Source organism: Bradyrhizobium sp. i1.15.2, from assembly GCF_040548425.1.
GTDB lineage: Bacteria > Pseudomonadota > Alphaproteobacteria > Rhizobiales > Xanthobacteraceae > Bradyrhizobium > Bradyrhizobium canariense.
Map to the genome: position 1 here is coordinate 462416 of NZ_JBEPRQ010000002.1, position 22306 is coordinate 484721.

Annotated in this window: 20 protein-coding genes; 9 read left to right on the forward strand and 11 right to left on the reverse strand. The window is 64.7% G+C overall.

Translation table 11 applies throughout. The annotated features are described in order from the left end of the window. Positions 1-2: 2 nt before the first annotated feature. From ABIB80_RS06990 to ABIB80_RS07010, 5 genes are all read right to left on the reverse strand, one after another. Positions 3-1019, reverse strand: coding sequence for a branched-chain amino acid ABC transporter permease (locus tag ABIB80_RS06990; RefSeq protein ID WP_007599707.1), 1017 nt, complete (start codon positions 1017-1019; stop codon positions 3-5). Positions 1020-1021: 2 nt separating this feature from the next. Beyond that, entirely contained in the window at positions 1022-1900 is an 879-nt protein-coding gene (locus ABIB80_RS06995; protein WP_007599708.1) for a branched-chain amino acid ABC transporter permease, read from the reverse strand. Between the two features lie 12 nt (positions 1901-1912). Continuing rightward, positions 1913-2626: an ABC transporter ATP-binding protein gene (locus ABIB80_RS07000; protein WP_007599709.1), complete on the reverse strand. Its 714-nt coding sequence runs from the start codon at positions 2624-2626 to the stop codon at positions 1913-1915. After that, complete coding sequence (locus tag ABIB80_RS07005) at positions 2623-3420, reverse strand: ABC transporter ATP-binding protein (protein WP_354127152.1); 798 nt, start codon at positions 3418-3420, stop codon at positions 2623-2625. The genes ABIB80_RS07000 and ABIB80_RS07005 overlap by 4 nt, the downstream gene beginning before the upstream one ends. 66 nt (positions 3421-3486) lie before the next feature. Further along, positions 3487-4353, reverse strand: coding sequence for an IclR family transcriptional regulator (locus ABIB80_RS07010; RefSeq protein WP_007599713.1), 867 nt, complete (start codon positions 4351-4353; stop codon positions 3487-3489). Positions 4354-4481: 128 nt separating this feature from the next. On the opposite strand from ABIB80_RS07010, the gene ABIB80_RS07015 reads away from it, so the two are divergent. The 6 genes from ABIB80_RS07015 (at position 4482) to ABIB80_RS07040 (ending at position 13213) form a co-directional block, all read left to right on the forward strand. Beyond that, positions 4482-6578, forward strand: a complete 2097-nt coding sequence (locus tag ABIB80_RS07015; RefSeq protein ID WP_354127153.1) for a 3-hydroxyacyl-CoA dehydrogenase NAD-binding domain-containing protein — start codon at positions 4482-4484, stop codon at positions 6576-6578. A 205-nt stretch (positions 6579-6783) separates the two neighbouring features. Next, entirely contained in the window at positions 6784-8478 is a 1695-nt protein-coding gene (gene pimA / locus ABIB80_RS07020; RefSeq protein ID WP_219682929.1) for a dicarboxylate--CoA ligase PimA, read from the forward strand. Then, positions 8475-9662, forward strand: coding sequence for an acetyl-CoA C-acyltransferase (locus tag ABIB80_RS07025; RefSeq protein ID WP_354127154.1), 1188 nt, complete (start codon positions 8475-8477; stop codon positions 9660-9662). The genes pimA and ABIB80_RS07025 overlap by 4 nt, the downstream gene beginning before the upstream one ends. A 132-nt stretch (positions 9663-9794) precedes the next feature. Continuing rightward, the gene (gene pimC, locus ABIB80_RS07030; RefSeq protein ID WP_007599723.1) at positions 9795-10985 is read left to right on the forward strand and encodes a pimeloyl-CoA dehydrogenase large subunit; all 1191 of its coding nucleotides are present in this window, start codon (positions 9795-9797) and stop codon (positions 10983-10985) included. A 186-nt stretch (positions 10986-11171) separates the two neighbouring features. Next, the gene (pimD, locus tag ABIB80_RS07035) at positions 11172-12314 is read left to right on the forward strand and encodes a pimeloyl-CoA dehydrogenase small subunit (protein ID WP_007599724.1); all 1143 of its coding nucleotides are present in this window, start codon (positions 11172-11174) and stop codon (positions 12312-12314) included. 125 nt (positions 12315-12439) lie between these two features. Further along, positions 12440-13213 carry an SDR family NAD(P)-dependent oxidoreductase gene (locus ABIB80_RS07040; protein WP_007599725.1) on the forward strand — a complete coding sequence of 258 codons (774 nt, stop codon included), beginning with the start codon at positions 12440-12442 and terminating at the stop codon, positions 13211-13213. A gap of 14 nt (positions 13214-13227) precedes the next feature. On the opposite strand, the gene ABIB80_RS07045 is transcribed toward ABIB80_RS07040, so the two are convergent. Together ABIB80_RS07045 and ABIB80_RS07050 are read right to left on the reverse strand one after the other, a co-directional pair. Beyond that, positions 13228-14121 carry a hypothetical protein gene (locus ABIB80_RS07045; protein WP_007599727.1) on the reverse strand — a complete coding sequence of 298 codons (894 nt, stop codon included), beginning with the start codon at positions 14119-14121 and terminating at the stop codon, positions 13228-13230. Between the two features lies 1 nt (position 14122). Beyond that, positions 14123-15481 (reverse strand): MBOAT family O-acyltransferase, encoded by a 1359-nt coding sequence (locus tag ABIB80_RS07050; RefSeq protein WP_354127155.1) that lies wholly within the window; start codon positions 15479-15481, stop codon positions 14123-14125. Between the two features lie 419 nt (positions 15482-15900). On the opposite strand from ABIB80_RS07050, the gene glpK reads away from it, so the two are divergent. Both glpK and ABIB80_RS07060 read left to right on the forward strand, forming a co-directional pair. Next, positions 15901-17406 carry a glycerol kinase GlpK gene (gene glpK / locus ABIB80_RS07055; protein ID WP_007599731.1) on the forward strand — a complete coding sequence of 502 codons (1506 nt, stop codon included), beginning with the start codon at positions 15901-15903 and terminating at the stop codon, positions 17404-17406. Positions 17407-17672: 266 nt separating this feature from the next. After that, on the forward strand, positions 17673-18278 hold the full coding sequence (locus ABIB80_RS07060) for a GNAT family N-acetyltransferase (RefSeq protein WP_007599733.1): 606 nt from the start codon (positions 17673-17675) through the stop codon (positions 18276-18278). 283 nt (positions 18279-18561) lie between these two features. Here ABIB80_RS07060 and ABIB80_RS07065 read toward each other — a convergent pair whose 3' ends face one another. Continuing rightward, positions 18562-18981 (reverse strand): DUF6636 domain-containing protein, encoded by a 420-nt coding sequence (locus tag ABIB80_RS07065; RefSeq protein ID WP_007599735.1) that lies wholly within the window; start codon positions 18979-18981, stop codon positions 18562-18564. Positions 18982-19099: 118 nt separating this feature from the next. Between ABIB80_RS07065 and ABIB80_RS07070 the strand changes: the two genes are divergently transcribed. Beyond that, on the forward strand, positions 19100-19729 hold the full coding sequence (locus ABIB80_RS07070; RefSeq protein WP_035995420.1) for a glutathione S-transferase family protein: 630 nt from the start codon (positions 19100-19102) through the stop codon (positions 19727-19729). A gap of 284 nt (positions 19730-20013) precedes the next feature. On the opposite strand, the gene ABIB80_RS07075 is transcribed toward ABIB80_RS07070, so the two are convergent. The 3 genes from ABIB80_RS07075 to ABIB80_RS07085 form a co-directional block, all read right to left on the reverse strand. Continuing rightward, positions 20014-21021: a DUF3592 domain-containing protein gene (locus tag ABIB80_RS07075; protein WP_088941392.1), complete on the reverse strand. Its 1008-nt coding sequence runs from the start codon at positions 21019-21021 to the stop codon at positions 20014-20016. 83 nt (positions 21022-21104) lie between these two features. Next, complete coding sequence (locus tag ABIB80_RS07080; RefSeq protein WP_245285966.1) at positions 21105-21872, reverse strand: hypothetical protein; 768 nt, start codon at positions 21870-21872, stop codon at positions 21105-21107. Further along, positions 21854-21985: a hypothetical protein gene (locus ABIB80_RS07085; protein WP_007599743.1), complete on the reverse strand. Its 132-nt coding sequence runs from the start codon at positions 21983-21985 to the stop codon at positions 21854-21856. The genes ABIB80_RS07080 and ABIB80_RS07085 overlap by 19 nt, the downstream gene beginning before the upstream one ends. Positions 21986-22306: the final 321 nt, after the last annotated feature.

A 22306-nucleotide genomic window follows, 5' to 3' on the forward strand; every position in this document is an offset into this window, starting at 1 on the left:
TGTCAGTTCTTTCTGAGCCGGCCGACGAGTTGCTGGCCCATGATCGCGATCTGCCTCGCGCCGTGCGGCACCAGGTAGATGACGGCGAACAGGAGTACGCCGAATACGGCGCCGGAGAGGCCCTTGGAGATGCCCTCTGCCATGTTCGGCACGAAGATGATGAAGGCTGCGCCGACGAACGAGCCGGGCAGCCAGCCGACGCCACCGACGACCATGCCGAGGAACAGCGAGATCGCCAGCGTGATCGTGTAGCTGTCGGGCGCGACGAACTGCACGGCGATGGCGCCAAGCGAGCCGGCAACGCCGGTGATGCCGGCGGACACGCCGAAGGCCAGTGTCTTGTACAGTGCGACGTTGACGCCCATCGAGGAGGCCGCGATCTCGTTGTCGCGGATCGCCATGAAGGCGCGGCCCGAGCGGGAGCGCAGCAGGTTGACAGAGAAGATGTAGATCGCGAGCACGACCGCGAGCGAGAAGTAGTAGAGCCATGTGTCCTGCGACATCGGCAACCCGAACGGCGCGTCGGGCTTGGTGACGACGAGGCCCTGCACGCCGCCCGTCCAGTGCTCGAGGAAGTTCAGCTTCAGCAGCTGCGGCATCGCGGTGGCAAGCGCAAAGGTCGCGAGCGCGAGATAGACGCCCGACAGCCGCAGTGCCGGCTTGCCGAACAGGTAGCCGAAGGCGAAGCAGACCGCGGCGGAAACCGGAATTGTCAGCGCATAGTTGACGTTGAAGTACTCCATCAGCACCGCCGACGTATAAGCGCCCACGGCATAGAAGGCGCTCTGGCCGAGCGAGAACTGGCCGGAGCCGCCCGTCAGAATGTTCAAGGCCAGCACCGCGAGCCCGTAGATCAGGAGCATCGTCATCTGGAAGATGATGAAGTTCTTGACGAACATCGGCACGATCAACAGCACCGCCAGCACTAACAGGGAGGTGCCCGTGCCCAGCGTCATCGCCCGCTTCGGAACCGCCTCGACGGCCGGGGCTTCCGTGACGACGTCTTCTGCAGCGCTCATGATCAAACTCGCTTGACGATTTGCCGGCCGAACAGGCCAGCGGGTTTGACGACCAGGACGGAAATGATCAGCGCGAGCGCGATCGGAAGCTTCAGCTCGTTGCCGACGCCGGGAATGTAGGTGCCGGCGAGGTTTTCGAAGACACCGACCAGGAAGCCGCCGACCACGGCGCCGAACGGGCTGGTCAGTCCGCCGAGCACCGCCGCGGCGAAGCCGTAGATCAGCACGCCGCCCATCATGTTGGGCTCGAGGAACACGACTGGTGCGATCAGCATGCCGGCGATCGCACCGATCGCGGACGCCATGCCCCAGCCCAGCGCAATCATCCAGCTGGTGTTGATGCCGACCAGCCGGGCCGATTCAGGCACGGAGGCGGCCGCGCGCATGGCGAGGCCGATCTTGGTGTACTGGAAGAAGAAGTAGAGGCCGAGCAGCAGCAGCACCGTGACGCCGATCATGCCGGCCTGGTGAGTCGAGATCAGCTGGCTACCGAGGAACGGCGAGGAGCCGAACGGGGTCGGATACTGCTTGATGGTGAAGTCCCAGATCAGACCGGCCGAGGAGTTGATGATCGCGAACAGCGCGATGAAGCCGGCGACGTTGGTCAGCACCGGCGCCTTGGCGAGCGGCTTGAACAGGATGCGCTCGATCGCGATGCCGCCGACAAAGGACAATGCCAGCGTGATCACGAAGGCGGCCCAATAGGGGATGCCCCATTGCATCAGCTGCCAGGAGATGAAGGTCGAGAACATCGCCATCTCGCCCTGAGCGAAGTTGAGATGGTCGATCGCCTGATAGATCATGACCACGGCGAGCGCCATGCAGGCGTAGATCGCGCCCGTGGCGATGCCGGCCAGCACTTGGTTGGTGAACAGCTCCATCGTGCCGGCTCCTCAGTAACCCAGGTAGGATTTGCGGATTTCTTCGTTGTTCGCGATGTCCTTGGCGTTGCCCGACATCACGATGCGCCCGGTCTCGATCACATAGGCCTGGTCGGCGAGCTCGAGCGCGAGCTGGGCGTTCTGCTCGACCACCAGGATCGACACCTTGTCCTCGCGGTTGATCTTGCCGAGGATGCCGAACAGGTCGCGCACGACTAGCGGCGCCAGTCCGAACGAGGGCTCGTCCAGCAGCATTAGCCGCGGCCGCAGCATGAGGGCGCGGGCGACCGCGAGCATCTGCTGCTCGCCGCCCGAGAGCGTGCCGGCCTGCTGCGTATGCCGCTGCTTGAGCACCGGGAAATGCGCATACATGCGCTCGATGTCGGAGACGATGCCGGCGCTGTCTTTGCGGGTGATGGCGCCGAGCTGGAGGTTTTCCTCCACCGTCATGGTGGTGAAGGTGCCGCGGCCCTGCGGCACATGGGCGATGCCGAACCGCACGATGCTTTCGGTGGAGCGGTTGTTCAGCGGCTTGCCGTCGAACTCGATGCCGCCGGTCGAGCGCACCATGTTGCAGATCGCGCGCAGCGTGGTGGTCTTGCCGGCGCCGTTGGCCCCCAGCAGCGTGGTCAGCGATCCCTCGCTGAGCGAGAAGGACAGGCCGTGGAGCGCCTGGACCTGGCCGTAATAGGCGCGCAGGTCCTTGACGTTGAGCAGCGTCGTCATTGGTCCTTGCTCCCGAGATAGGCCTTGATGACGTGGGGATCCGCCTGCACCTGGGCCGGCGTGCCTTCCGCGAGCTTCTTGCCGAAATTCAGCGCGACGACGTGGTCGGCGATCGACATCACGAGGCCCATGTGATGCTCGACCAGCAGCACGGTCATATGGCGTTCGTCGCGGATGCGGCGGATGAGGTCGCCGAGCACGTAGACTTCCTCGTGGTTGAGGCCGCCGGCGGGCTCGTCGAGCAGCAGGATCTTCGGATCGGCAGCGAGCGCGCGCGCCAGCTCGACGCGCTTCTGCGTGCCGAACGGCAGGCCCGACACGACGGTGTGGGCGACATCCTCGAGGTCGAGATAGGCGAGGATCTCATGCACCTTCTTGTTGACGTCGCTCTCGCTGCGGCGGACCCAGGCCAGCCGCAGCGAGTCGCTGATGATGTCGCTGGAGGTGCGGGCATGGGTGCCGACGCGGACATTGTCCATCACCGACAAATTCGGAAACAGCGCCACGTTCTGGAAGGTGCGGCCGATGCCGATCTCCGCGATTCGGTGCGGCGGGCGCGTCAGGATGCTCGCGCCCTCCATCAGGATGTCGCCGGACGACGGCTGGTACAGCCGCGAGAGGCAGTTGAAGAGCGTGGTCTTGCCGGCGCCGTTAGGGCCGATCAAGCCGAGGATCTGGCCCTTGTGCATGTCAAAGGACACGCCGTTGAGCGCGACGATGCCGCCGAACACGACGCTGACGTCGCGAACCGCGAGCAGGGGCGATGTCCCCTGCGCGAGTTGTGCCTGCGTCATCTCGTCTCGCCCACTGTGTTCAGTGAGCGAAGGGGCGATGTGAACCGCTCCCGATGACGACAAAGGCTATCTGATCCCCTCGGCCACACGCGCAACTTTCCCTCCTGATTTCAGCTTTTTGCTGACGTCTTTTTTGGAATGCGGCATCAGACCCCCAAGTGCCGCTTCGATGTTCCTTACCATCGCAAGCAGACGCGGTCCAATGTCGTTGATCAAACGCTCTTCCGTGAAGCGGAATGCCGGCGCGCCGCAATTGAATGCGTAAGGACCGGTTCCGTCGTTGAGCCTGAGCGCGACGCCGGCGGCGCCGATATCGTCGTGCCAGTCGCCGACCGAAATCGCAAATCCGTATTTCGCGACCGTCTCGCCGGAGCGTTCCAAACCGTCGCGCATCTTGGGCCAGCGGCTGCCGTAATGTTCGCGCAAGACACGAGACAGTTCCGCCCGATCGTTTTCCTCGAGCGCCCAAAAATAGGCGCGGCCCATCGCGCTGGTTGCAATCGGCACGCGGGAGCCGACGTCAAGTTGAACGCCGACCGTCTCGCTGCCGCGGCTTTGCCCGAAATAGATCATGCTGTGACGGTCGCGGCCGCCGACGGCAACGGCTCCGCCGGTCGCGCGCATCATTTCCTCGCGGAACGGTTCGGACAAATGCCGAACGCCGAGATTGGACAACGCGGCGTAGCCGAGCGCCATCGCGGCCGGCGCAAGCTGATATTTCTCGAAGCGGGGAACCGGCGTCAGATAGCCGAGCTTCGTCAACGTATAGGTCAGCCGCGAAACGGTCGGTTTGGGCAAATTGGTACGGGCCGCGATTTCCTGATTGCCAAGAAGTCCGTCGCTGGGCTGGAATGCGCGCAATACGTCTAGCCCGCGGGAAAGCGCGACGACGAAATTCCGATCGGTCGCTGTCTTCTTTCCTGTACGCTTCATCCCTGATCTGCTTCTTGCGCGGAGTCGTTGACAAGCCACGTGCTTCAAAATAACCCTGCCGTCAAGATGCGGAATTAAATTCCGCAGTGCGAAATTGAACAAAAGTTACCCCACCAAGGAGGGACACCGTGAGCGAAGTGGTCAAGTTTGAGCGTCATGACGAAGTCGGGATCGTCACGGTCGACAGCCCTCCGGTCAACGCGCTGAGCGCCGCGGTTCGCGGCGGAATTCTGGAATGCATCAAGGCCGCGGTCGCCGATCCCGCAATCAAGGGCATCGTGCTGACCTGCGCCGGCCGTACCTTCATCGCAGGCGCCGACATCACCGAATTCGGCAAGCCGCCGAAGCCGCCCGCCCTCAACGACGTGCTTTCCGAGATCGAGAATTCACCGAAGCCGGTCGTCGCCGCGATCCACGGCACCGCGCTCGGCGGCGGCCTCGAGGTCGCGCTCGCCTGTCATTTCCGTGTTGCGGTGAAGGAAGCCAGGCTCGGCCTGCCCGAGGTGAAGCTCGGCCTGCTGCCGGGCGCCGGTGGCACCCAGCGCCTGCCGCGCGCAGTCGGACCGGAGCTCGCGGTCAAGATGATCGTCGGCGGTGATCCGATCGGCGCTGCGGAAGCGCTGAAGAACGGTCTGATCGAGGAGATCGTCGAGGGCCCCGCCGCCGGAGGCGAAGCCTTCGTACGAAAGCTGCTGGCTGAAAAGCGTCCGCTGCGCCGCCTGCGTGACGACGACTCCAAGATCGCGGCGGCCAAGGCCGACCGCTCGATCTTCACCAATGCGGTCGCGGCCATGACCAAGAAGTCACGCGGCCTGGAAGCGCCGTTCGCGGCGGCCGACGCCGTCGGCTACGCCATCGACCTGCCATTCGATGAAGGGCTGAAGAAGGAGCGCGAGGGCTTCCTGAAGCTCGTCGCCAGCGATCAGTCCAAGGCGCAGCGTTATGCCTTCTTCGCCGAGCGCGAGGCCAGCAAGATCGCCGGCGTTCCTGAGGGGACCAAGCCGCGGCCCGTGAACCGCGTCGCCATCCTCGGCGCCGGTACGATGGGCGGCGGCATCGCGATGTCCTTTGCCAATGCCGGCGTTCCCGTCACTCTGATCGAGACCGGCGAGGAGCAGCTCAAGCGCGGCATGGGCATCATGCAGAAGAACTGGGAAGCGACCGCGGCGCGCGGCGGCATCCCGGCGGACGCGCCCGCCAAGCGCATGGCGCTGATCAACGGCGTCGTGGGCATCGAGAACGTCGGCGACGCCGACCTCGTCATCGAAGCCGTGTTCGAGACCATGGCAGTGAAGAAGGAAGTGTTCGGCAAGCTCGACCAGTACGTCAAGCCGGGCGCCGTGCTCGCCTCCAACACCTCGTACCTGAACATCGACGAGATCGCGAAGTCGACCAAGCGGCCGCAGGACGTGCTCGGCATGCACTTCTTCTCGCCCGCCAACGTCATGAAACTGTGCGAGATCGTGCGCGCCGACAAGACCGCGCCCGATGCCCTCGTCACGGCTGTCTCGATCGCACGCAAAATCGCAAAGGTGCCGGCCGTGGTCGGTGTCTGCGACGGCTTTGTCGGCAACCGCATGCTGGCCCAGCGCGGCAAGCAGTCGGAGAAACTGCTGTTCGAAGGCGCGCTGCCGCAGCAGGTCGACGCCGTCGTGACGAAGTTCGGCATGCCGATGGGGCCGTTCGCCATGGGCGACCTCGCCGGCCTCGACATCGGCTGGCGCTCGCGCAAGGACCGCGGCATCAAATCGGAGATCGCGGATGCGCTCTGTGAAGCCGGGCGCTTCGGCCAGAAGACCGGCAAGGGCTATTACAAATACGAAGCCGGCTCCCGTTCGGCGCTGCCCGACCCCGAAGTCGAGAAGCTGATCGACGAGACGCTGCTTCGTTTGGGCCGCAAGAAGCGCGTCGTCAGCGACGACGAGATCCTCGAGCGCATGATGTATCCGATGATCAACGAGGGCGCGAAGATCCTGGAAGAAGGCATTGCCGCGCGCCCGTCCGATATCGACGTGGTCTGGCTCTATGGCTACGGCTGGCCGATCTACCGCGGCGGCCCGATGTTCTGGGCCGACACCGTCGGCCTCAAGCACATCGCCGATCGTCTCTCTTTCTATGCCAAGGAGACCAACGACCCCAGCCTCGAGCCCGCGCCGCTGCTGAAGAAGCTCGCGGCCGAAGGCAAGACCTTTGCGTCATTGGCCGCGACATCAAAGGCGGCGTGATTGGATTGGGCTCGGTGACCGCGAACACCTTCGCCAGGGCAACGCTCTCTCCGTTCCCTCCCCCCTTGTGGGGGAGGGTCAGGGAGGGGGGTAGCCCCGGGCGAGGTCCGAGTTCGTGGCACCCCCTTCCCCAACCCTTCCCCACAAGGGGGAAGGGAGCCCGTCTGTCCGTACCCGCCTTACGTTTGCAGAGCATTGATCGTTGATGACCCATCCCGGCGAACAGTTTTATCCCGAGGGCGTGCGCTGGGACGACACCATCGTCCAGGGCCCGTTGCCTGACCTGCTGGCAAAAGCCGCCGCAGAGTACGGACCGCGCACCGCGCTGGAATTCCGGGATCGTCCGATCACCTACACCGAACTCGCCGCGATGGCGGAGCGTGCGGCTGCCGCGTTCCTGCGCGCCGGCTGCGGCAAGCACACATCCATCGCGCTGTTCCTCGGCAATACGCCGGACCACCCCGTCAATTTCTTCGGCGCGCTGAAGGCCGGCGCCCGTGTCGCGCATCTCTCACCGCTCGACGGCGAGATCGCGCTGACCCACAAGGTCTCCGATTCCGGTTCGCGCCTGCTCGTCACCACCAACCTCGCGGCGCTGCTGCCGACCGCGCTGAAATTCCTGGAAAAGGGCCTGATCGACCGCCTGGTCGTCTGCGAGGAGGACAGTTGGGGCAAGGTCGGCACGCCGCAGGCCGCGATCCCCAATGATCCCCGCATCGTCACCTTCAAGGCCTTTGTCGAGGGCGCGACCGCACCGGCGCAGTGGCCATCCGTGACGATCGACGACGTCGCGCTGCTGCAATATACCGGCGGCACCACCGGTCTGCCCAAGGGCGCCATGCTGACGCACGGCAACCTCACCTCGGCGGTGTCGATCTTCGACATCTGGGGCAAGCCGTCCCGAGCCGCGCGTGGCGACGTGGTCGAGCGCGTGATCGGCGTGCTGCCGCTGTTCCACATCTATGCGCTGACCCTCGTGCTGCTGTGCTCGCTCCGCCGCGGCTATCTGATCTCGCTGCATCAGCGCTTCGATGTCGAAGCCGTGATGCGCGACATCGAGGTCAAACGCGCGACCTATTTCCCAGGCGTGCCGACGATGTGGATCGCGATTGCAGCGCTCCCGGATCTCGACAAGCGCGACTTCTCCTCGCTCAGCACCATTGGCTCCGGCGGCGCGCCGCTGCCGGTGGAGATTGCGAGTTTCTTCGAGCGCAAGGTCGGCAAGAAGCTCAAGAGCGGCTGGGGCATGACCGAGACCTGCTCGCCGGGCACCGGCCATCCGCCCACAGGCCCTGACAAGCCGGGCTCGATCGGCCTGATGCTGCCCGGCATCGAGCTCGACGTCGTTTCCCTGGAAGATCCCACAAAAGTGCTGCCGCCGGGCGAAGTCGGCGAGATCCGCATCAAGGGCCCGAACGTCACCATGGGCTACTGGAACAAGCCCGAGGGATCCGCGGAGGCCTTCGTCGACGGCCGCTTCGTCACCGGCGACATCGGCTATGTCGATAGCGACGGCTATTTCTTCCTGGTCGACCGCAAGAAGGACATGATCATCTCCGGCGGCTTCAACGTTTATCCGCAAATGATCGAGCAGGCGATCTACACCCTACCAGGCGTGCACGAGGTGATCGTGCTCGGCATTCCCGACTCGTATCGCGGCGAGGCCGCAAAAGCCTTCATCAAGCTCAGGCCCGGCGCAAAGCCGTTCTCGCTCGACGAGCTGCGCGCGCAGCTCGCCGGCAAGCTCGGCAGGCACGAATTGCCGGCGGAGGTCGAATTCGTCGACGATCTGCCGCGCACGCCGGTCGGAAAGCTGTCGCGCCATGAGTTGCGCCAGCAGCAGAAACCATCACAATCCGCCCAACTTGTCACCCGACTTGCATCAGGAGATCGCTCTTGACCGACGCCGTCATCGTTTCCACCGCCCGCACCCCGATCGGGAAGGCCTATCGCGGCGCGCTCAACGCCACCGAGGGCGCAACGCTGCTCGGCCACGCCATCGGCGAGGCCGTCGCGCGCGCCAAGGTCGACCCCAAGGAGGTCGAGGACGTCGTGATGGGCGCAGCGCTGCAACAGGGTGCGACCGGCGGCAACATCGCGCGCAAGGCGCTGCTCCGTGCCGGTCTCCCCGTCACGGTCGCCGGCACCACCATCGACCGGCAATGCGCCTCGGGCCTGCAGGCGATCGCGCTCGCCGCGCGTTCGGTGATCTTCGACGGCGTCGAGATCGCCGTTGGCGGTGGCGGCGAGTCCATCTCGCTGGTGCAGAACGACAAGATGAACGGCTTCCATGCGCAGGACCCGGCGCTGCTCGAGATCAAGGGCGAGGTCTACATGCCCATGATCGACACGGCGGAGATCGTCGCCAAGCGCTACGGCATCTCGCGCGAGAAGCAGGACGAATATTCGCTGGAGAGCCAGCGCCGCACGGCCGCGGCCCAGCAGGGCGGCAAGTTCAGGGACGAACTCGCGCCGATCACCACCAGGATGGCGGTGACCGACAAGGCGACCGGTGCAGTCTCGTTCAAGGACGTCACGCTCTCGCAGGACGAGGGCCCGCGCCCCGAGACCACCGCTGAAGGTCTCGCCGGCCTCAAGGCCGTGCGCGGCGAGGGATTTTCGGTCACCGCCGGCAATGCCAGCCAGCTTTCGGACGGCGCCAGCGCGAGCGTGATCATGAGCGACAAGGAAGCGGCGAAGCGCGGGCTGAACCCGCTCGGCATCTTCCGCGGCTTCGTCTCCGCCGGCTGCGAGCCGGACGAGATGGGCATCGGCCCGGTGTTCGCGGTGCCGCGCCTGCTCAAGCGTCATGGCCTCACCGTCGACGACATCGGCCTGTGGGAGCTCAACGAAGCCTTCGCGGTGCAGGTGCTGTATTGCCGCGACAAGCTCGGCATCGACCCCGACAAGATCAACGTCGACGGTGGCGCGATTGCGGTCGGCCATCCCTACGGCATGTCGGGCGCGCGCCTCACCGGCCACGCTCTGATCGAAGGCCGCCGCCGCAAGGCGAAGTACGCGGTCGTCACCATGTGCGTCGGCGGCGGCATGGGCGCGGCGGGGCTTTTTGAGGTGTTGCAGTAGCCGTCGTCCTGGCGAAAGCCAGGACCCATACTCCGCAGCCGGAGTGTGGTGCTCAGACAGCCTTCGCATAACGAAGGCCGGTAGTAATGGGTCCTGGCTTTCGCCAGGACGACGAGGAAACAGGAGGATCCGATGGATCTCGCATTCACGAAAGAAGAGCAGGCGTTTCGCGAGGAAGTGCGGTCATTCTTCCGCGACAACGTGCCGCCGGATACCCGGCGCAAGCTGGTCGAGGGCCGCCACCTCTCGAAGGACGAGATGGTGACGTGGTGGCGCATCCTCAACAAGAAGGGCTGGGGCGTCAGCCACTGGCCCAAGCAATATGGCGGCACCGGCTGGACCTCCGTGCAGCACTACATCTTCAACGAGGAGCTGCAGTCCTATCCGGCGCCGCAGCCGCTCGCCTTCGGCGTCAGCATGGTCGGTCCCGTGATCTACACCTTCGGCAATGAAGAGCAGAAGAAGCGGTATTTGCCCCGCATCGCCAATGTCGACGATTGGTGGTGCCAGGGTTTCTCCGAGCCCGGCTCCGGCTCCGACCTCGCCTCGCTGAAGACGAAGGCCGAGCGCAAGGGCGACAAGTGGATCATCAACGGCCAGAAGACCTGGACCACGCTCGCCCAGCACGCCGACATGATCTTCTGCCTCTGCCGCACCGACCCGTCCGCCAAGAAGCAGATGGGCATCTCCTTCATCGTGTTCTCGATGAAGTCGAAGGGCGTCACCGTGCGCCCGATCCAGACCATCGACGGCGGCGCCGAGGTCAACGAAGTGTTCTTCGACGACGTCGAAGTGCCCTACGAGAACCTGATCGGCGAGGAGAACAAGGGCTGGGATTACGCGAAATTCCTGCTCGGCAATGAGCGCACCGGCATCGCCCGCGTCGGCGTCTCCAAGGAGCGGCTGCGCCGCATCCGCGACCTCGCCGGCAAGGTCGAATCCGGCGGCAAGCCGATCATCCAGGACGCGGCCTTCCGCGACAAGCTCGCGGCCTGCGAGATCGAGCTCAAGGCGCTCGAGCTGACGCAGCTCCGCGTCGTCGCCGACGAAGGCAAGCATGGCAAGGGCAAGCCCAATCCGGCGTCGTCAGTGCTGAAGATCAAGGGCTCCGAGATCCAGCAGACCACCACCGAACTGCTGATGGAAGTGATCGGCCCGTTCGCGGCACCCTACGACGTGCACGGCGACGACGGCTCGAACGAAGCCATGGACTGGACCGCCCAGATCGCGCCGAGCTACTTCAACAACCGCAAGGTCTCGATCTACGGCGGCTCCAACGAGATCCAGCGCAACATCATCGCCAAGGCGGTGCTGGGGCTGTGATCGATTGAATACAGGACGCTGTCGTCCCCCGCGAAGGCGGGGGACCCAGTACGCCGCGGCGGTCATGAGTACGACGGGCCGCTGCGTTTACTGGATCCCCGCCCCAGTGCGCAATTGCGCACAAGGCGGGGATGACATTTGAGGGTGAGGCGACGGCAGGGCAATCCCGCCGATTTGGAGAGAGACATGGATTTTGATCTGAACGAGGAGCAGCGGCTTCTCAAGGAAAGCATCGACGGCCTCTTGACCGATTCCTACGATTTCGAGAGCCGCAAGAAGTACATGAAGGAAAAGGGCGGCTGGAGCAAAGCCGTTTGGGGCAAACTCGCCGAGCAGGGCCTGCTCGGTCTGCCCTTCGCGGAGGCCGATGGCGGCTTCGGCGGCGGCGGCGTCGAGACCATGATCGTGATGGAAGCGCTCGGCAAGGCGCTGGTGCTCGAGCCTTATCTCGCGACCGTCGTGATCGGCGGCGGCTTCCTGCGCCATGCAGGCAGCGATGCGCAGAAGGCCGCGCATGTGCCCGGCATCGTCGACGGCAGCAAGACGCTCGCCTTTGCGCAGCTCGAGAAGAACTCGCGGTACGATCTCTTCGACGTCACCACGACGGCGAAGAAGAGGGGTGATGGTTGGGTCATCGACGGCGAGAAGTTCGTCGTGCTCAACGGCGAGAACGCAGACACCCTCATCGTGACCGCGCGCACCAGGGGCGAGCGCCGCGACAAGAGCGGCATCGGCGTGTTCCTGGTGCCGGCCAACGCCAAGGGCGTCGCCAAGAAGTCGTATCCGACCCAGGACGGCCTGCACGCCGCCGACATCACCTTCACCGGCGTCGAGGTCGGTGCCGACGCGGCGCTCGGCAATCCCGACGATTCGCTCGCGCTGATCGAGCGTGTGGTCGACGAAGCCCGCATCGCGCTCTGCGCCGAAGCGGTCGGCCTGATGGACGAGTCGCTCAAGACCACGGTCGAGTACATCAAGACGCGCAAGCAGTTCGGTGTCGCGATCGGCTCGTTTCAGTCGCTGCAGCACCGCGCCTCCGACATGTTCGTCGCCACCGAGCAGGCGCGATCGATGTCGATGTTCGCGACCATGGCTGCTGATTTCGAGGACGCCAAGGAGCGCAGCAACGCCGTTGCCGCGGCCAAGGTGCAGATCGGCAAGTCGCTGAAGTTCGTGGGGCAGCAGGCGATCCAGCTCCACGGCGGCATCGGCATGACCATGGAGGCGAAGATCGGCCATTACTTCAAGCGCCTGACCATGATCGAGAACTCGTTCGGCGACACCGACTACCATCAGCGCCGCGTGGCGGATGGTGGCGGGTTGATCTAGGGCTCTCCACCGTCATTGCGAGCGAAGCGAAGCAATCCAGAGTCTTTCCGCGGAGACGGTCTGGATTGCTTCGTCGCTACGCTCCTCGCAATGACGGAGTACGCGGCCTCAACGGAGCAACAACAATGAAAAACACCCCGTTCGATCTCACCGGCAAGGTCGCCGTGGTCACCGGCTCCAGCCGCGGCATTGGCCGCTCTTCCGCCGAACTGCTCGCAAAGCTCGGCGCCAAAGTCGTGGTCTCCTCGCGCAAGGCCGATGCCTGCCAGGACGTCGCCGACGGCATCAAGGCGGCCGGCGGCGAGGCAACCGTCATCCCCTGCAACATTGCGCGCAAGCAAGAGGTCGAGGCGCTGATCGCGGGCACGATCAAGCACTACGGCAAGATCGACATCCTCGTCTGCAACGCCGCCGTCAACCCGTATTACGGCCCGCTGCTCGACATCACCGACGAAGCCTTCGACAAGATCATGGGCTCGAACGTCAAGAGCAACATCTGGCTCTCCGCGCTGGCGATCCCGCAGATGGCCGAGCGCGGCAACGGCTCCGTCGTCATCATCTCCTCGATCGGGGGCCTGCGCGGTTCGACCGTGATCGGCGCCTACGGCATCTCGAAAGCCGCTGACTTCGCGCTGTGTCGTTCGCTCGCCGGCGAATGGGGCCCGAAAGGCGTCCGCGTCAACTGCATCGCGCCCGGCCTCGTCAAGACCGACTTTGCCCGCGCGCTGTGGGAAGACGAAGCAAATCTAAAGCGCCGCACCGCCACCACCCCGCTGCGCCGCATCGGCGAACCCGACGAAATCGCAGGCGCGGTGGCCTACCTCGCCTCGGATGCTTCGAGCTTCATGACCGGACAGACCATCGTCATCGACGGCGGCGTGACCACGGCGGCGCCGTAGCCGCCGCTCCTCCGCTACGGGCGGCGCTCGGCCAAGGTGCGTTCGATGGCGCTCTCGATGGCGCGTACGACGATCAGGGCCGAACGTTCGTCGAGATGCACGCCGTCGTCCCAACGCAGCTCGCGTCGCGGCGGATCGATCGGCAGCCAAAGCGCGCGATCCGGGAAGGCTTCGTCGACGATCTCGTTGGTGATCCGGACCATGCGCGAGCCTTCGATCTCCGGCGCAAACGGAACGTGAATCAGAAACACGCGGGTGCCGCGCCGCTGCAGTTCCTCGATGAGCTGTCTGACGTGGACCACATTCGCGCGTACCGGCACGGTCGGGTCAGCTTCGTTCATCTGCTCCAGCGCGCGGTCGAGATAGACCTTGTTGTCGAACGTGCCCGGCGGCTGGCTGAGCAGGCGATCCCGCTCGGCGCGCGCCCGGGCGGGATCGGGTTCACCGTGTTTCCAGCTTTCATAGCCCGCGACCGCTGTTCGCACCGGGCGCAGCAGCAGCGCTTCGGTGCGCGCGCCGCCGGAAAATTTCTCGATCAGCGCGCTATCCGGCTCGCGCGTCAGGACATTCGTCTCGATCAGCACGATCTTCGGCGGGGTCGGTCGGTTCGCGACGATCTCGAGACCCGTCACCGGTGAGCCGCCCGCCAGCGAAAGATTGCGGACGCGCGGCGGCGAGAAATACTCCTCCTTGAGGCGCCAGGCGACCGAGCTGCCGACCAGCACGATATCAGGCGTGGGATCCCGCACATAGCGGTTGAGGCTGACGAGGCTGCCGCCGCGGGTCGTGACCGCCGGCTGCTGCAGGGCCGAGCCGAAGCGCGCCGTGGTGAAGGCGCAGGCCAGCAGCAGCGCGGCTGCCGCCACCGCGCACTTGATCAGCCATGAAAGCGAAAAATCCTGCTGCATGTCAGAACTGGAAGTAGATGAAAGTGCTGTCGGGCCCCGCCTCGAGACAGGCGAGCGCTGCGAGCGCGCCATAGAGATACGGCTCCCATCGCCGCAAGCGGCCTTCGACGAACGCGCCGATGCCGATATGCTGGATGATAACAGGCAAGGCGTAAAGCAAAGCCAGATTGGTGAACAGTTTTGGTGGATTGGGCGCGTCCGTCGCCATGAACATTCCCTTGAGATAGCTGAGCGCGTGGTCGAAGTTCGGCAGCTTGAAGAAGATCCAGAGCATCGTGACGCAGAAGAACACGATGCCCATCCGGATCACCCGCACCGCGGGGCTTCGATCGCCCAGCAGCTTCAGGAACGGTCGTTCGATCACGAGCAGAAACCCGTGCGCCATCCCCCACAGCGCGTAGCTCAGGCTTGCACCATGCCAGAGACCGCCAAGCGTCATCACGATCATCAGGTTGAGAGTGGTTCGTGCCGGTCCATGACGGTTGCCGCCGAGCGGAATGTACAAATAGGTCCTGAGCCAGCTCGACAATGAGATGTGCCAACGCGTCCAGAACTCCGAGAATGAAATCGAGATGTAGGGCAAATTGAAGTTCACGGGCAGGCGATAGCCGAACAGCAGGCCGAGGCCGAGCGCAATCGCCGAGTAGCCGAAGAAGTCGGCGTAGATCTGGTAGCTGTAGAGGAACACCAGCAGCCAGCGGTCCTGCGTGCGCAGCGTCTCGTAGAGCGGGAAGTCCATATAGGACGTCATCTCGTTGAGATTGTTCGCCACATACAGCTTGAAGAAATAGCCGACCAGAATCCACTTCGCGGCCTCGACGGAGGCGACGTCGCCGATCCGCTTGGGAACGATCTGCGGCATGAACTGGGCCGCACGCGTGATCGGGCCGGACACCAGCTGCGGAAAGAAGATGATGTAGAGGAACACCTCGCGCAAGCGCACGGTGCGCTTCTCGCGCGTCAGATCGACCAGCAGGCTGATGTTGTGGAACACGAAGAACGAGATGCCGATCGGCAGCGGCAGCCGCAGCAGGAAGTCGATCGGCGCGGAGCCGGTCAGATGGGCCGCGGCGGCGTCAACGAACAGGAACTTGTATTTGAAGAACGCCAGCAGGCCGAGATTGAAGACGATGCCGGCCGGCATCCAGAAAGTTCGGTTATCAAACGCAAGCACGAGGCAGAGATAGGTGCCGAGCACCGCAACGAGCAGCAGCGGCAGCAGCTCGGGCTGGCCGAAGCCATAGAAGAACACGCTTGCGAGGACGAGCAGCGGGACCTGGAAGCTGCGCAGCGAAGGCAGGTAATAGACGCCAAAGACGATCGCGACGAAGACGCCGAACTGAAAAGAAGTGAAGGTCATGCCGCCCCATCTGCCCGCCCGGCATGTAGCATTTTCGCATTCTCCGTCCTAGTCCGGTGTCCTCCCCCGCTCCAGGGCAGTGGCATATGAAATTCAAAAGGACCGCGCCGCTTGCTCCGCCTCTCCCGCTTGCGGGAGAGGCCGACGCGCCCCGGGCGATGCGAAGCATCGTCCGCGCGCGGCGGGTGAGGGCTCTCACCCCTTGGGGATTCCCTCCGCAATTCTCGACAATCCCATTGCGGAGACAGCCCTCACCCCAGCCCTCCCCCGCAAGCGGGGGAGGGAGCGCACTGCCGATGCCGCCGCCCCCCCCCCGGGGAGGATCAACGCCGGCGCCTTGACCTGCTGCCGGCAATCCCGTTTTCTCTGCCCCAACACAACAACCCCTCCTCACGGGAACACGCCAAGGGCAAGCTGCCATGTCTTTCGTCCTCGCCATCGACCAGGGCACCACCTCCTCGCGCGCGATCGTGTTTCGCGGCGACATATCCATTGCGGCAAAGGCGCAAGCCGAGTTTCCGCAGCATTTCCCCGCCTCGGGCTGGGTCGAGCACGAGCCGGAGGACATCTGGACCTCGACCGTGACGGTCTGCCGCGAGGCGATCGCGCAAGCCGGCATCAGCGCAAAGGACATCGCCGCGATCGGCATCACCAACCAGCGCGAGACGACCGTGGTGTGGGATCGCGCCACCGGGCAGGCCGTGCATCGCGCCATCGTCTGGCAGGACCGCCGCACCGCCGACATCTGCGCGAGACTGAAAGCCGACGGCCGCGAGCCCGTGATCTCGCAGAAGACCGGCCTGATCATCGATCCCTATTTCTCCGGCACCAAGGTCGCCTGGATTCTCGACCACGTCCCCGGCGCGCGGGCGCGTGCCGCGCGCGGCGAATTGATGTTCGGCACCGTCGATTGCTATCTGCTGTGGCGCCTCACCGGCGGCAAGGTGCATGCCACCGACGCCACCAACGCCTCGCGCACGCTGTTGTTTAACATCCACACCGGGCAGTGGGACGACGAGCTCTTGGAGATCATCGGCGTGCCGCGCTCGATGCTGCCCGAGGTGAAGGATTCCTCAGCCCGCTTCGGCGAGAGCACGCCGGATCTGTTCGGCGGCGCGATTGCGATCTCCGGCATCGCCGGCGACCAGCAGGCCGCGACCATCGGCCAGGCCTGCTTCCGTCCGGGCATGATGAAATCCACCTACGGCACCGGCTGCTTCGCCCTGCTCAACACCGGCACCACGCCCGTGGCCTCGAAGAACAAGCTGCTCACCACCATCGCCTACCAGCTCGGTGGCAAACGCACCTACGCGCTCGAAGGCTCGATCTTCGTCGCAGGTAGCGCGGTGCAGTGGCTGCGCGACGGCCTCGGCATCATCAAGCACGCCGCCGAGACCGGACCTCTCGCCGATCAATCGGATTCGATGCAGAGCGTCTATCTCGTCCCGGCCTTCGTCGGCATGGGCGCGCCGTACTGGAATCCGCGCGTGCGCGGCGCGCTGTTCGGCCTCACCCGCAACACCGGCCCGGCCGAGCTTGCCCACGCCGCTCTGGAAAGCGTCTGCTACCAGACCTTCGACCTCTGGGCCGCGATGCGGGCCGACTGGCCGAGCTCGGAGGTGGCGAGCGTGGTCCTCCGCGTCGATGGGGGCATGACCGCATCCGACTGGACCATGCAGCGCCTCGCCGACCTGCTCGACGCGCCGGTCGACCGCCCCGTGATCCAGGAGACGACGGCACTGGGCGCCGCCTATCTCGCGGGTCTCGAGGCCGGCGTCTATCCCGAACCGACCAAGTTCGCCGACAACTGGCGCCTCGAGCATCGCTTCAAGCCGAACATGAGCCAGGCGACGCGCGAGCGGAAGCTGGCGGGCTGGGCGAGGGCGGTGAAGGGCGTGCTGGCGAGCGACGAGGGCGAGGGTTAGGCCGATCTCGTAGCCCGGATGGAGCGCAGTGAAATCCGGGGTTCTCTGGAAGCGATTACCCTGACGCCGCGATGAACGAGGCGTATCCACAAACTCCGCCGTCGTCCTGGCGAAAGCCAGGACCCATAACCACCGTGCTAAGTTGCCTTTGACCGCTGTCGGCCCCAGCCTGCCGCAACGGCGACCAGCTGTGGTAATGGGTCCTGGCTTTCGCCAGGACGACCCGGAATGTGTGGCCGGCGCTCAGCTTCAACGGGACGCATCCCATGATCCTCCCCGACGGCTATTCCGACATCCCCGCCGGCAAGATCGTTGCCGTCGTCACCCATCTCGAGATGACCGCGCGCCCTGCGCGCCGCGCCGATCCGCCGGGCGCTCCATCAGGTCTTTGGACCCTGCGCAAGGTCGATACCCCCGCGCTTCATTGGTATCGCGACCTCCATCGTCGCGTTGGCGAGGAGTGGTTGTGGTTTTCGCGGGCGCGCATGAACGACGCCGAGCTCGCCGCAATCATCCACGCACCGGGCGTCGAGGTCTATGGGCTTGTCGTGGACGGCCACGATGAAGGCCTGCTGGAGCTGGACTTTCGCGAGGCCGGCCAGTGCGAGCTCGTGTATTTCGGTGTCACCGCGAAACTGATCGGGAGCGGTGCCGCCCGCTTCCTGATGAACCGCGCGCTTGAGCTCGCATGGTCACGCGACCTGTCCCGCGTCTGGGTGCACACCTGCACCTTCGATCATCCGTCGGCCGTCGCGTTCTACCAGCGCTCGGGCTTCCGCCCGTTCCGCCGCCAGATCGAGATCGCCGACGACCCGCGCCTCGATGGCACCGCGCCACGGACCGCGGCCAAGCATGTGCCGATCATCGGCTAGTGCGCAGCTGCCTTCCGACCGTCAGTGCGAGGAGCCATTGCGACGAAGCAATCCAGACTGTTTCCGTGGAAAGATACTGAGCCTCCCCTAAATCGGTGGCTGGATTGCTTCGCTGCGCTCGCAAGGACGGAGTGTGGCGCTGTCGTCGCGTTTCATTAGGGCTACGCGCTCCCAAGTTGACGCGACGCAAGCAATCAAGCCTCGGAAGCGTAGCCCGGTTGGAGCGGAGCGAAATCCGGCACAGCGTCCCCGCATTCCGCTCCGCTCCATGCGGGCTACACGCTCAAAACACCTCCTGCTTCGCCCGCGCCAGCGAGAACCCGCGCTGCATCGCATTGAAGCACGTCAGCCCCGTCGGCTCCGACCGGCACGTAAACCCCGCGCGCTGCCAGACCTCGCCATAGGACAGCACCGGCAATGACGGGTCCATGATGGTGTCGCCGACGCAGATGCGGCCTGCGCTGCCTTTCGCGCTCATCTCGAAGGCGTTGCCCCATTCCAGCTCGCAATCGGCCGGACGGCGCGGCCGCGTGTCCAGGTTCATGATGTCGCAGCGGAGCACGCCTTGACCATTGTCAGTGAAGAACTGGCAGGCGATGTTTTTCGACGGCGTCTGAAAGCCGATCGGACGGTCCTGCGCGTGGGCGAGGCTCGCGGCCAGCAGGGAGAGCCCGAGTGCGACCGTTGCAAGTCGTTGCGTCATGCATGCTCCTGCGCCCAGCTCTGCCATGCCCGGACTTGATCCGGGCATCCATCGCTTCCTAATCTGAGAAGAGATGGATTGCCGGGTCAAGCCCAGCAATGACAAAGGCTGCCAAACCATGTTCCTGATCGGCCAATACGATTCCCCCTTCGTCCGCCGCGTCGCGATCGCGCTGCGGCTTTACGGCCTCGCCTTCGAGCACAAGCCGTGGTCGACCTTTGGCGATGCCGACAAAATCGCGCCCTATAACCCGCTGCGCCGCGTGCCGACGCTGGTGCTCGACGATGGCGAGGCGCTGATCGAGAGCACGGTCATCCTCGATTATCTCGATGAATTGGTAGGGCCGGAGAAGGCGATGCTGCCGCGCTCCGGCGCCGAGCGCCGGCGTCATTTGCGCATCTGCGCGCTCGCCTCCGGTCTCGGCGACAAGGCGGTCAGCCTGCTCTACGAGCGCGTGCTGCGGAAGGAGCAGCTTGCGCTGTGGGTCGAGCGCTGCCAGGCGCAGATCGCGGACGTGCTGAAAGCGCTGGAGGCCGAGCGCGCCAGGGTGACCACGCCATACTGGCTGGGCGATCGTATCGGCCACGCCGACGTTGTGGTCGCCTGCGTCGTCCGCTTCACCCGTGAGGCGCACCCGCTTCTGTTCGAGCCATCGCGCTATCCGTCGCTATCGGCGCATGCCGACGCTTGCGAGGCGCTGGCGCCGTTCCGGGAGATCGTGCAACCGCTGGCACCGCCGAAGGGGTGAGGCTCTTTCAATCTCTCCCGCGGGCGGTAGGGCCATCGCATATGAAGAAGCATATGGCTGGAAGCTCGGCTGCGGCCATCCTTCGAGACGCCCGCCTGCGGCGGGCCCTCAGGATGAGGGATGCGTATGCGGCAGCACTTCACGCGGATGGATGCAGCTGAGCCTCATCCTGAGGAGGCCGCGAAGCGGCCGTCTCGAAGGACGAGGCGCTCGCTCGGGCGCCGCTGAGACGTCATATGCGTTTGTCCTTCAGCCAGGGGGGAGAGGCGAACCGAGAAGCGCCGCTACGCGAACCCGACCTTGATCAGGATCATCAGGAAAAGGCCGCCGACGACCGCGCAGACCGCGGCACCGATCAGCGGCCCCAGCGCGCCCTCCCGGCGTGCCGGCTCCAGCACGGCCTGCCCCGGCTGGTCCGGATCGTAATAGACCTGGACGCTCTTCCCGGGCCGATATTTCGCAGCGCCCTCTTCGGCGACCTCGCGCAGGCCGGAGATCATGGTGCCGTTCCAATCGACTTCGGTGCCGATGAAGTCGCGCTTGCCGACCCTGTAGGCGTAGCGCAGGTCGACCTGATAGCGGTGGACGAGCTTTGATGTCGTCGGTCGATTGTCGTGCTCGGTCTTCTCTTCGATGATTTCCTCGATCACGTCGCAATGGATGACCCTGCCCGACGCGGTCGGCCAGCGCAGGCTGGCGCTCGCCAGCCGGCGCGTCCGGACATAATCGGCGGCGAAGAACACCCCGCCCACGAGCACGATGATCGGCACCGCGAACGCGAATAGCGGGACGCCCTTGTCGGCGTAGAGCACGTGGCCTGCGAACGAATGCGCGGTCAGGGTGGCGGCGATAATTCCGAACACCAACGTGAACGCCACCAGCGCCGCGACGTTCTGCGCGGCGGCGGGCTCCAGCAGCGCCTCGGTCGGTTGCTTCGGATCGACATGGACCTCGACATGGGCGCCGACCGGATAGCGTCCGGTCAGTTTTGCGGCCAAGACCCTCGTCGTGATGACGGGGCCGCCGACAAAGATCTTGTCGCTTTCCAGCTCCTGGCCGCCGGCCTGATAGCGATAGCGGATGATGGGCTTGGCGTCGTTCCGATCGTCCGAGGAATGCGCCGCCGGCTGGTCGACTCGGGAGACCGTGATGATGCCCTCCACCTTGTCCCAGCTCCGCGCGGCCACCATCCGGCCGCGCATGCGGACCAGGTTGAACAGCGTCAATCCAAACAGCAGCACGGCGATGCCGGCGGCAATCTGTGTCCACATCAATTGTTGGGCGTTCAGCATCCGATTCCCCTGCGCTTCGGCGGCGACCGCCATTGGTCGCAGCGAACGCGGGTTGCGTTCATGGCAGGGGTGCGGCGCCGATCCTATCTCCTCGTGCAGGGCTTGATCTCGCCCGAGGCAGAGTGCATCACGATCGGATTGGGCGACAGTCTGATGCCAAAGAACAATTGAGAGCCGGAGACCTTGTCGTTCGTCCCCTCATGGACGTCCAGATCGAGCTTCGTCGCGATCTCGGAGGTCAGTTTGGCCCTCTCCTCCATCGAAATCGCGTTGTGATATTTGATTTCGTAGACGACGTCGGCCTCCAGCACGGACCGCGTCTGGCACACGACGCCGCCGCTCGAAACGTTCTGAGTGACCGCGTCCTCACACTCGGCCTTCAGCAAGGCGTTGCGGGCCGAGATCAGCGACTCGTCGGATATCAGCAGAATGCTGGCATTCTCGAGCTTGAGGTTGACGGCCTCGACCTGCTGCATTCCGGCGAGGGCCGACAGCTTGTCCTTGACCTGGGCCGACACGTCGAGCCTCTTCTCGAGCGACTGCTTCAGGTCCCGGTCGACGGTCCGCGATTTCTGGATCTTGCCGGTCAGCAGCGTTGGATCGACATCACAAGTCGGATGCAGCTCCAGCCGGCCGTTGCTCAGATACTCGATGGTGTTGATCGTGCCGGGGCCGCCGAACGTGCTTGGCGGCACCACCTCGAAATATCCGGTCTCGGAGAGGATGGCCGTGATCGTCTGCTTCTTCCGCGGGAATCCGGCGTAGACCGCGACCATCACGAGGCCGATCGCGACGAAGACTCCGCTACCAAGCCAAAGCCATTTGCGGCTTGCTATTTTCCCGGGCAGCACAACTGATTTTTCTCGCCGCATGGCACATAGCCTTTCGGACAGTCCGCCGCGGCAATCGTGGGCAGCACGACGAGAGCGATCGCGGCGAGGAACGGTGCAATGAACTGCTTCATTTGTTCGATCCCAAGCAAATCGTCGGTTGAAGGTAGTAGGCCGAGAGAGTAGCGAACCAAGGTTGAGCGGACAAGTGAACGAGTTCACAAGCGGCCGATTCTTGCGAGGGCGCATCCGCAGCTGTTCGATGTGCTGCGTCGTTCCGGTACAGGCTGAGCATTTGCTTCACCAATGTCGTCCTGGCGAAAGCCAGGACCCATGACCCAAATGGGTCATTTGGCGAAGATTGGTCGTTCGGTATTACCAGCGATGGTCACCGATGGATCACGCGGTATGGGTCCTGGCCTTCGCCAAGACGACACCGAACGGACGACACCGAA

Coding starts and splice junctions, on each gene's coding strand:
- ABIB80_RS06990 (WP_007599707.1), bottom strand. CDS start 1,019: ATGAGCGCTGCAGAAGACGTCGTCACGGAAGCCCCGGCCGTCGAGGCG.
- ABIB80_RS06995 (WP_007599708.1), bottom strand. CDS start 1,900: ATGGAGCTGTTCACCAACCAAGTGCTGGCCGGCATCGCCACGGGCGCG.
- ABIB80_RS07000 (WP_007599709.1), bottom strand. CDS start 2,626: ATGACGACGCTGCTCAACGTCAAGGACCTGCGCGCCTATTACGGCCAG.
- ABIB80_RS07005 (WP_354127152.1), bottom strand. CDS start 3,420: ATGACGCAGGCACAACTCGCGCAGGGGACATCGCCCCTGCTCGCGGTT.
- ABIB80_RS07010 (WP_007599713.1), bottom strand. CDS start 4,353: ATGAAGCGTACAGGAAAGAAGACAGCGACCGATCGGAATTTCGTCGTC.
- pimA (WP_219682929.1), top strand. CDS start 6,784: ATGACCCATCCCGGCGAACAGTTTTATCCCGAGGGCGTGCGCTGGGAC.
- pimC (WP_007599723.1), top strand. CDS start 9,795: ATGGATCTCGCATTCACGAAAGAAGAGCAGGCGTTTCGCGAGGAAGTG.
- pimD (WP_007599724.1), top strand. CDS start 11,172: ATGGATTTTGATCTGAACGAGGAGCAGCGGCTTCTCAAGGAAAGCATC.
- ABIB80_RS07040 (WP_007599725.1), top strand. CDS start 12,440: ATGAAAAACACCCCGTTCGATCTCACCGGCAAGGTCGCCGTGGTCACC.
- ABIB80_RS07045 (WP_007599727.1), bottom strand. CDS start 14,121: ATGCAGCAGGATTTTTCGCTTTCATGGCTGATCAAGTGCGCGGTGGCG.
- ABIB80_RS07050 (WP_354127155.1), bottom strand. CDS start 15,481: ATGACCTTCACTTCTTTTCAGTTCGGCGTCTTCGTCGCGATCGTCTTT.
- glpK (WP_007599731.1), top strand. CDS start 15,901: ATGTCTTTCGTCCTCGCCATCGACCAGGGCACCACCTCCTCGCGCGCG.
- ABIB80_RS07060 (WP_007599733.1), top strand. CDS start 17,673: ATGATCCTCCCCGACGGCTATTCCGACATCCCCGCCGGCAAGATCGTT.
- ABIB80_RS07065 (WP_007599735.1), bottom strand. CDS start 18,981: ATGACGCAACGACTTGCAACGGTCGCACTCGGGCTCTCCCTGCTGGCC.
- ABIB80_RS07070 (WP_035995420.1), top strand. CDS start 19,100: ATGTTCCTGATCGGCCAATACGATTCCCCCTTCGTCCGCCGCGTCGCG.
- ABIB80_RS07075 (WP_088941392.1), bottom strand. CDS start 21,021: ATGCTGAACGCCCAACAATTGATGTGGACACAGATTGCCGCCGGCATC.
- ABIB80_RS07085 (WP_007599743.1), bottom strand. CDS start 21,985: ATGAAGCAGTTCATTGCACCGTTCCTCGCCGCGATCGCTCTCGTCGTG.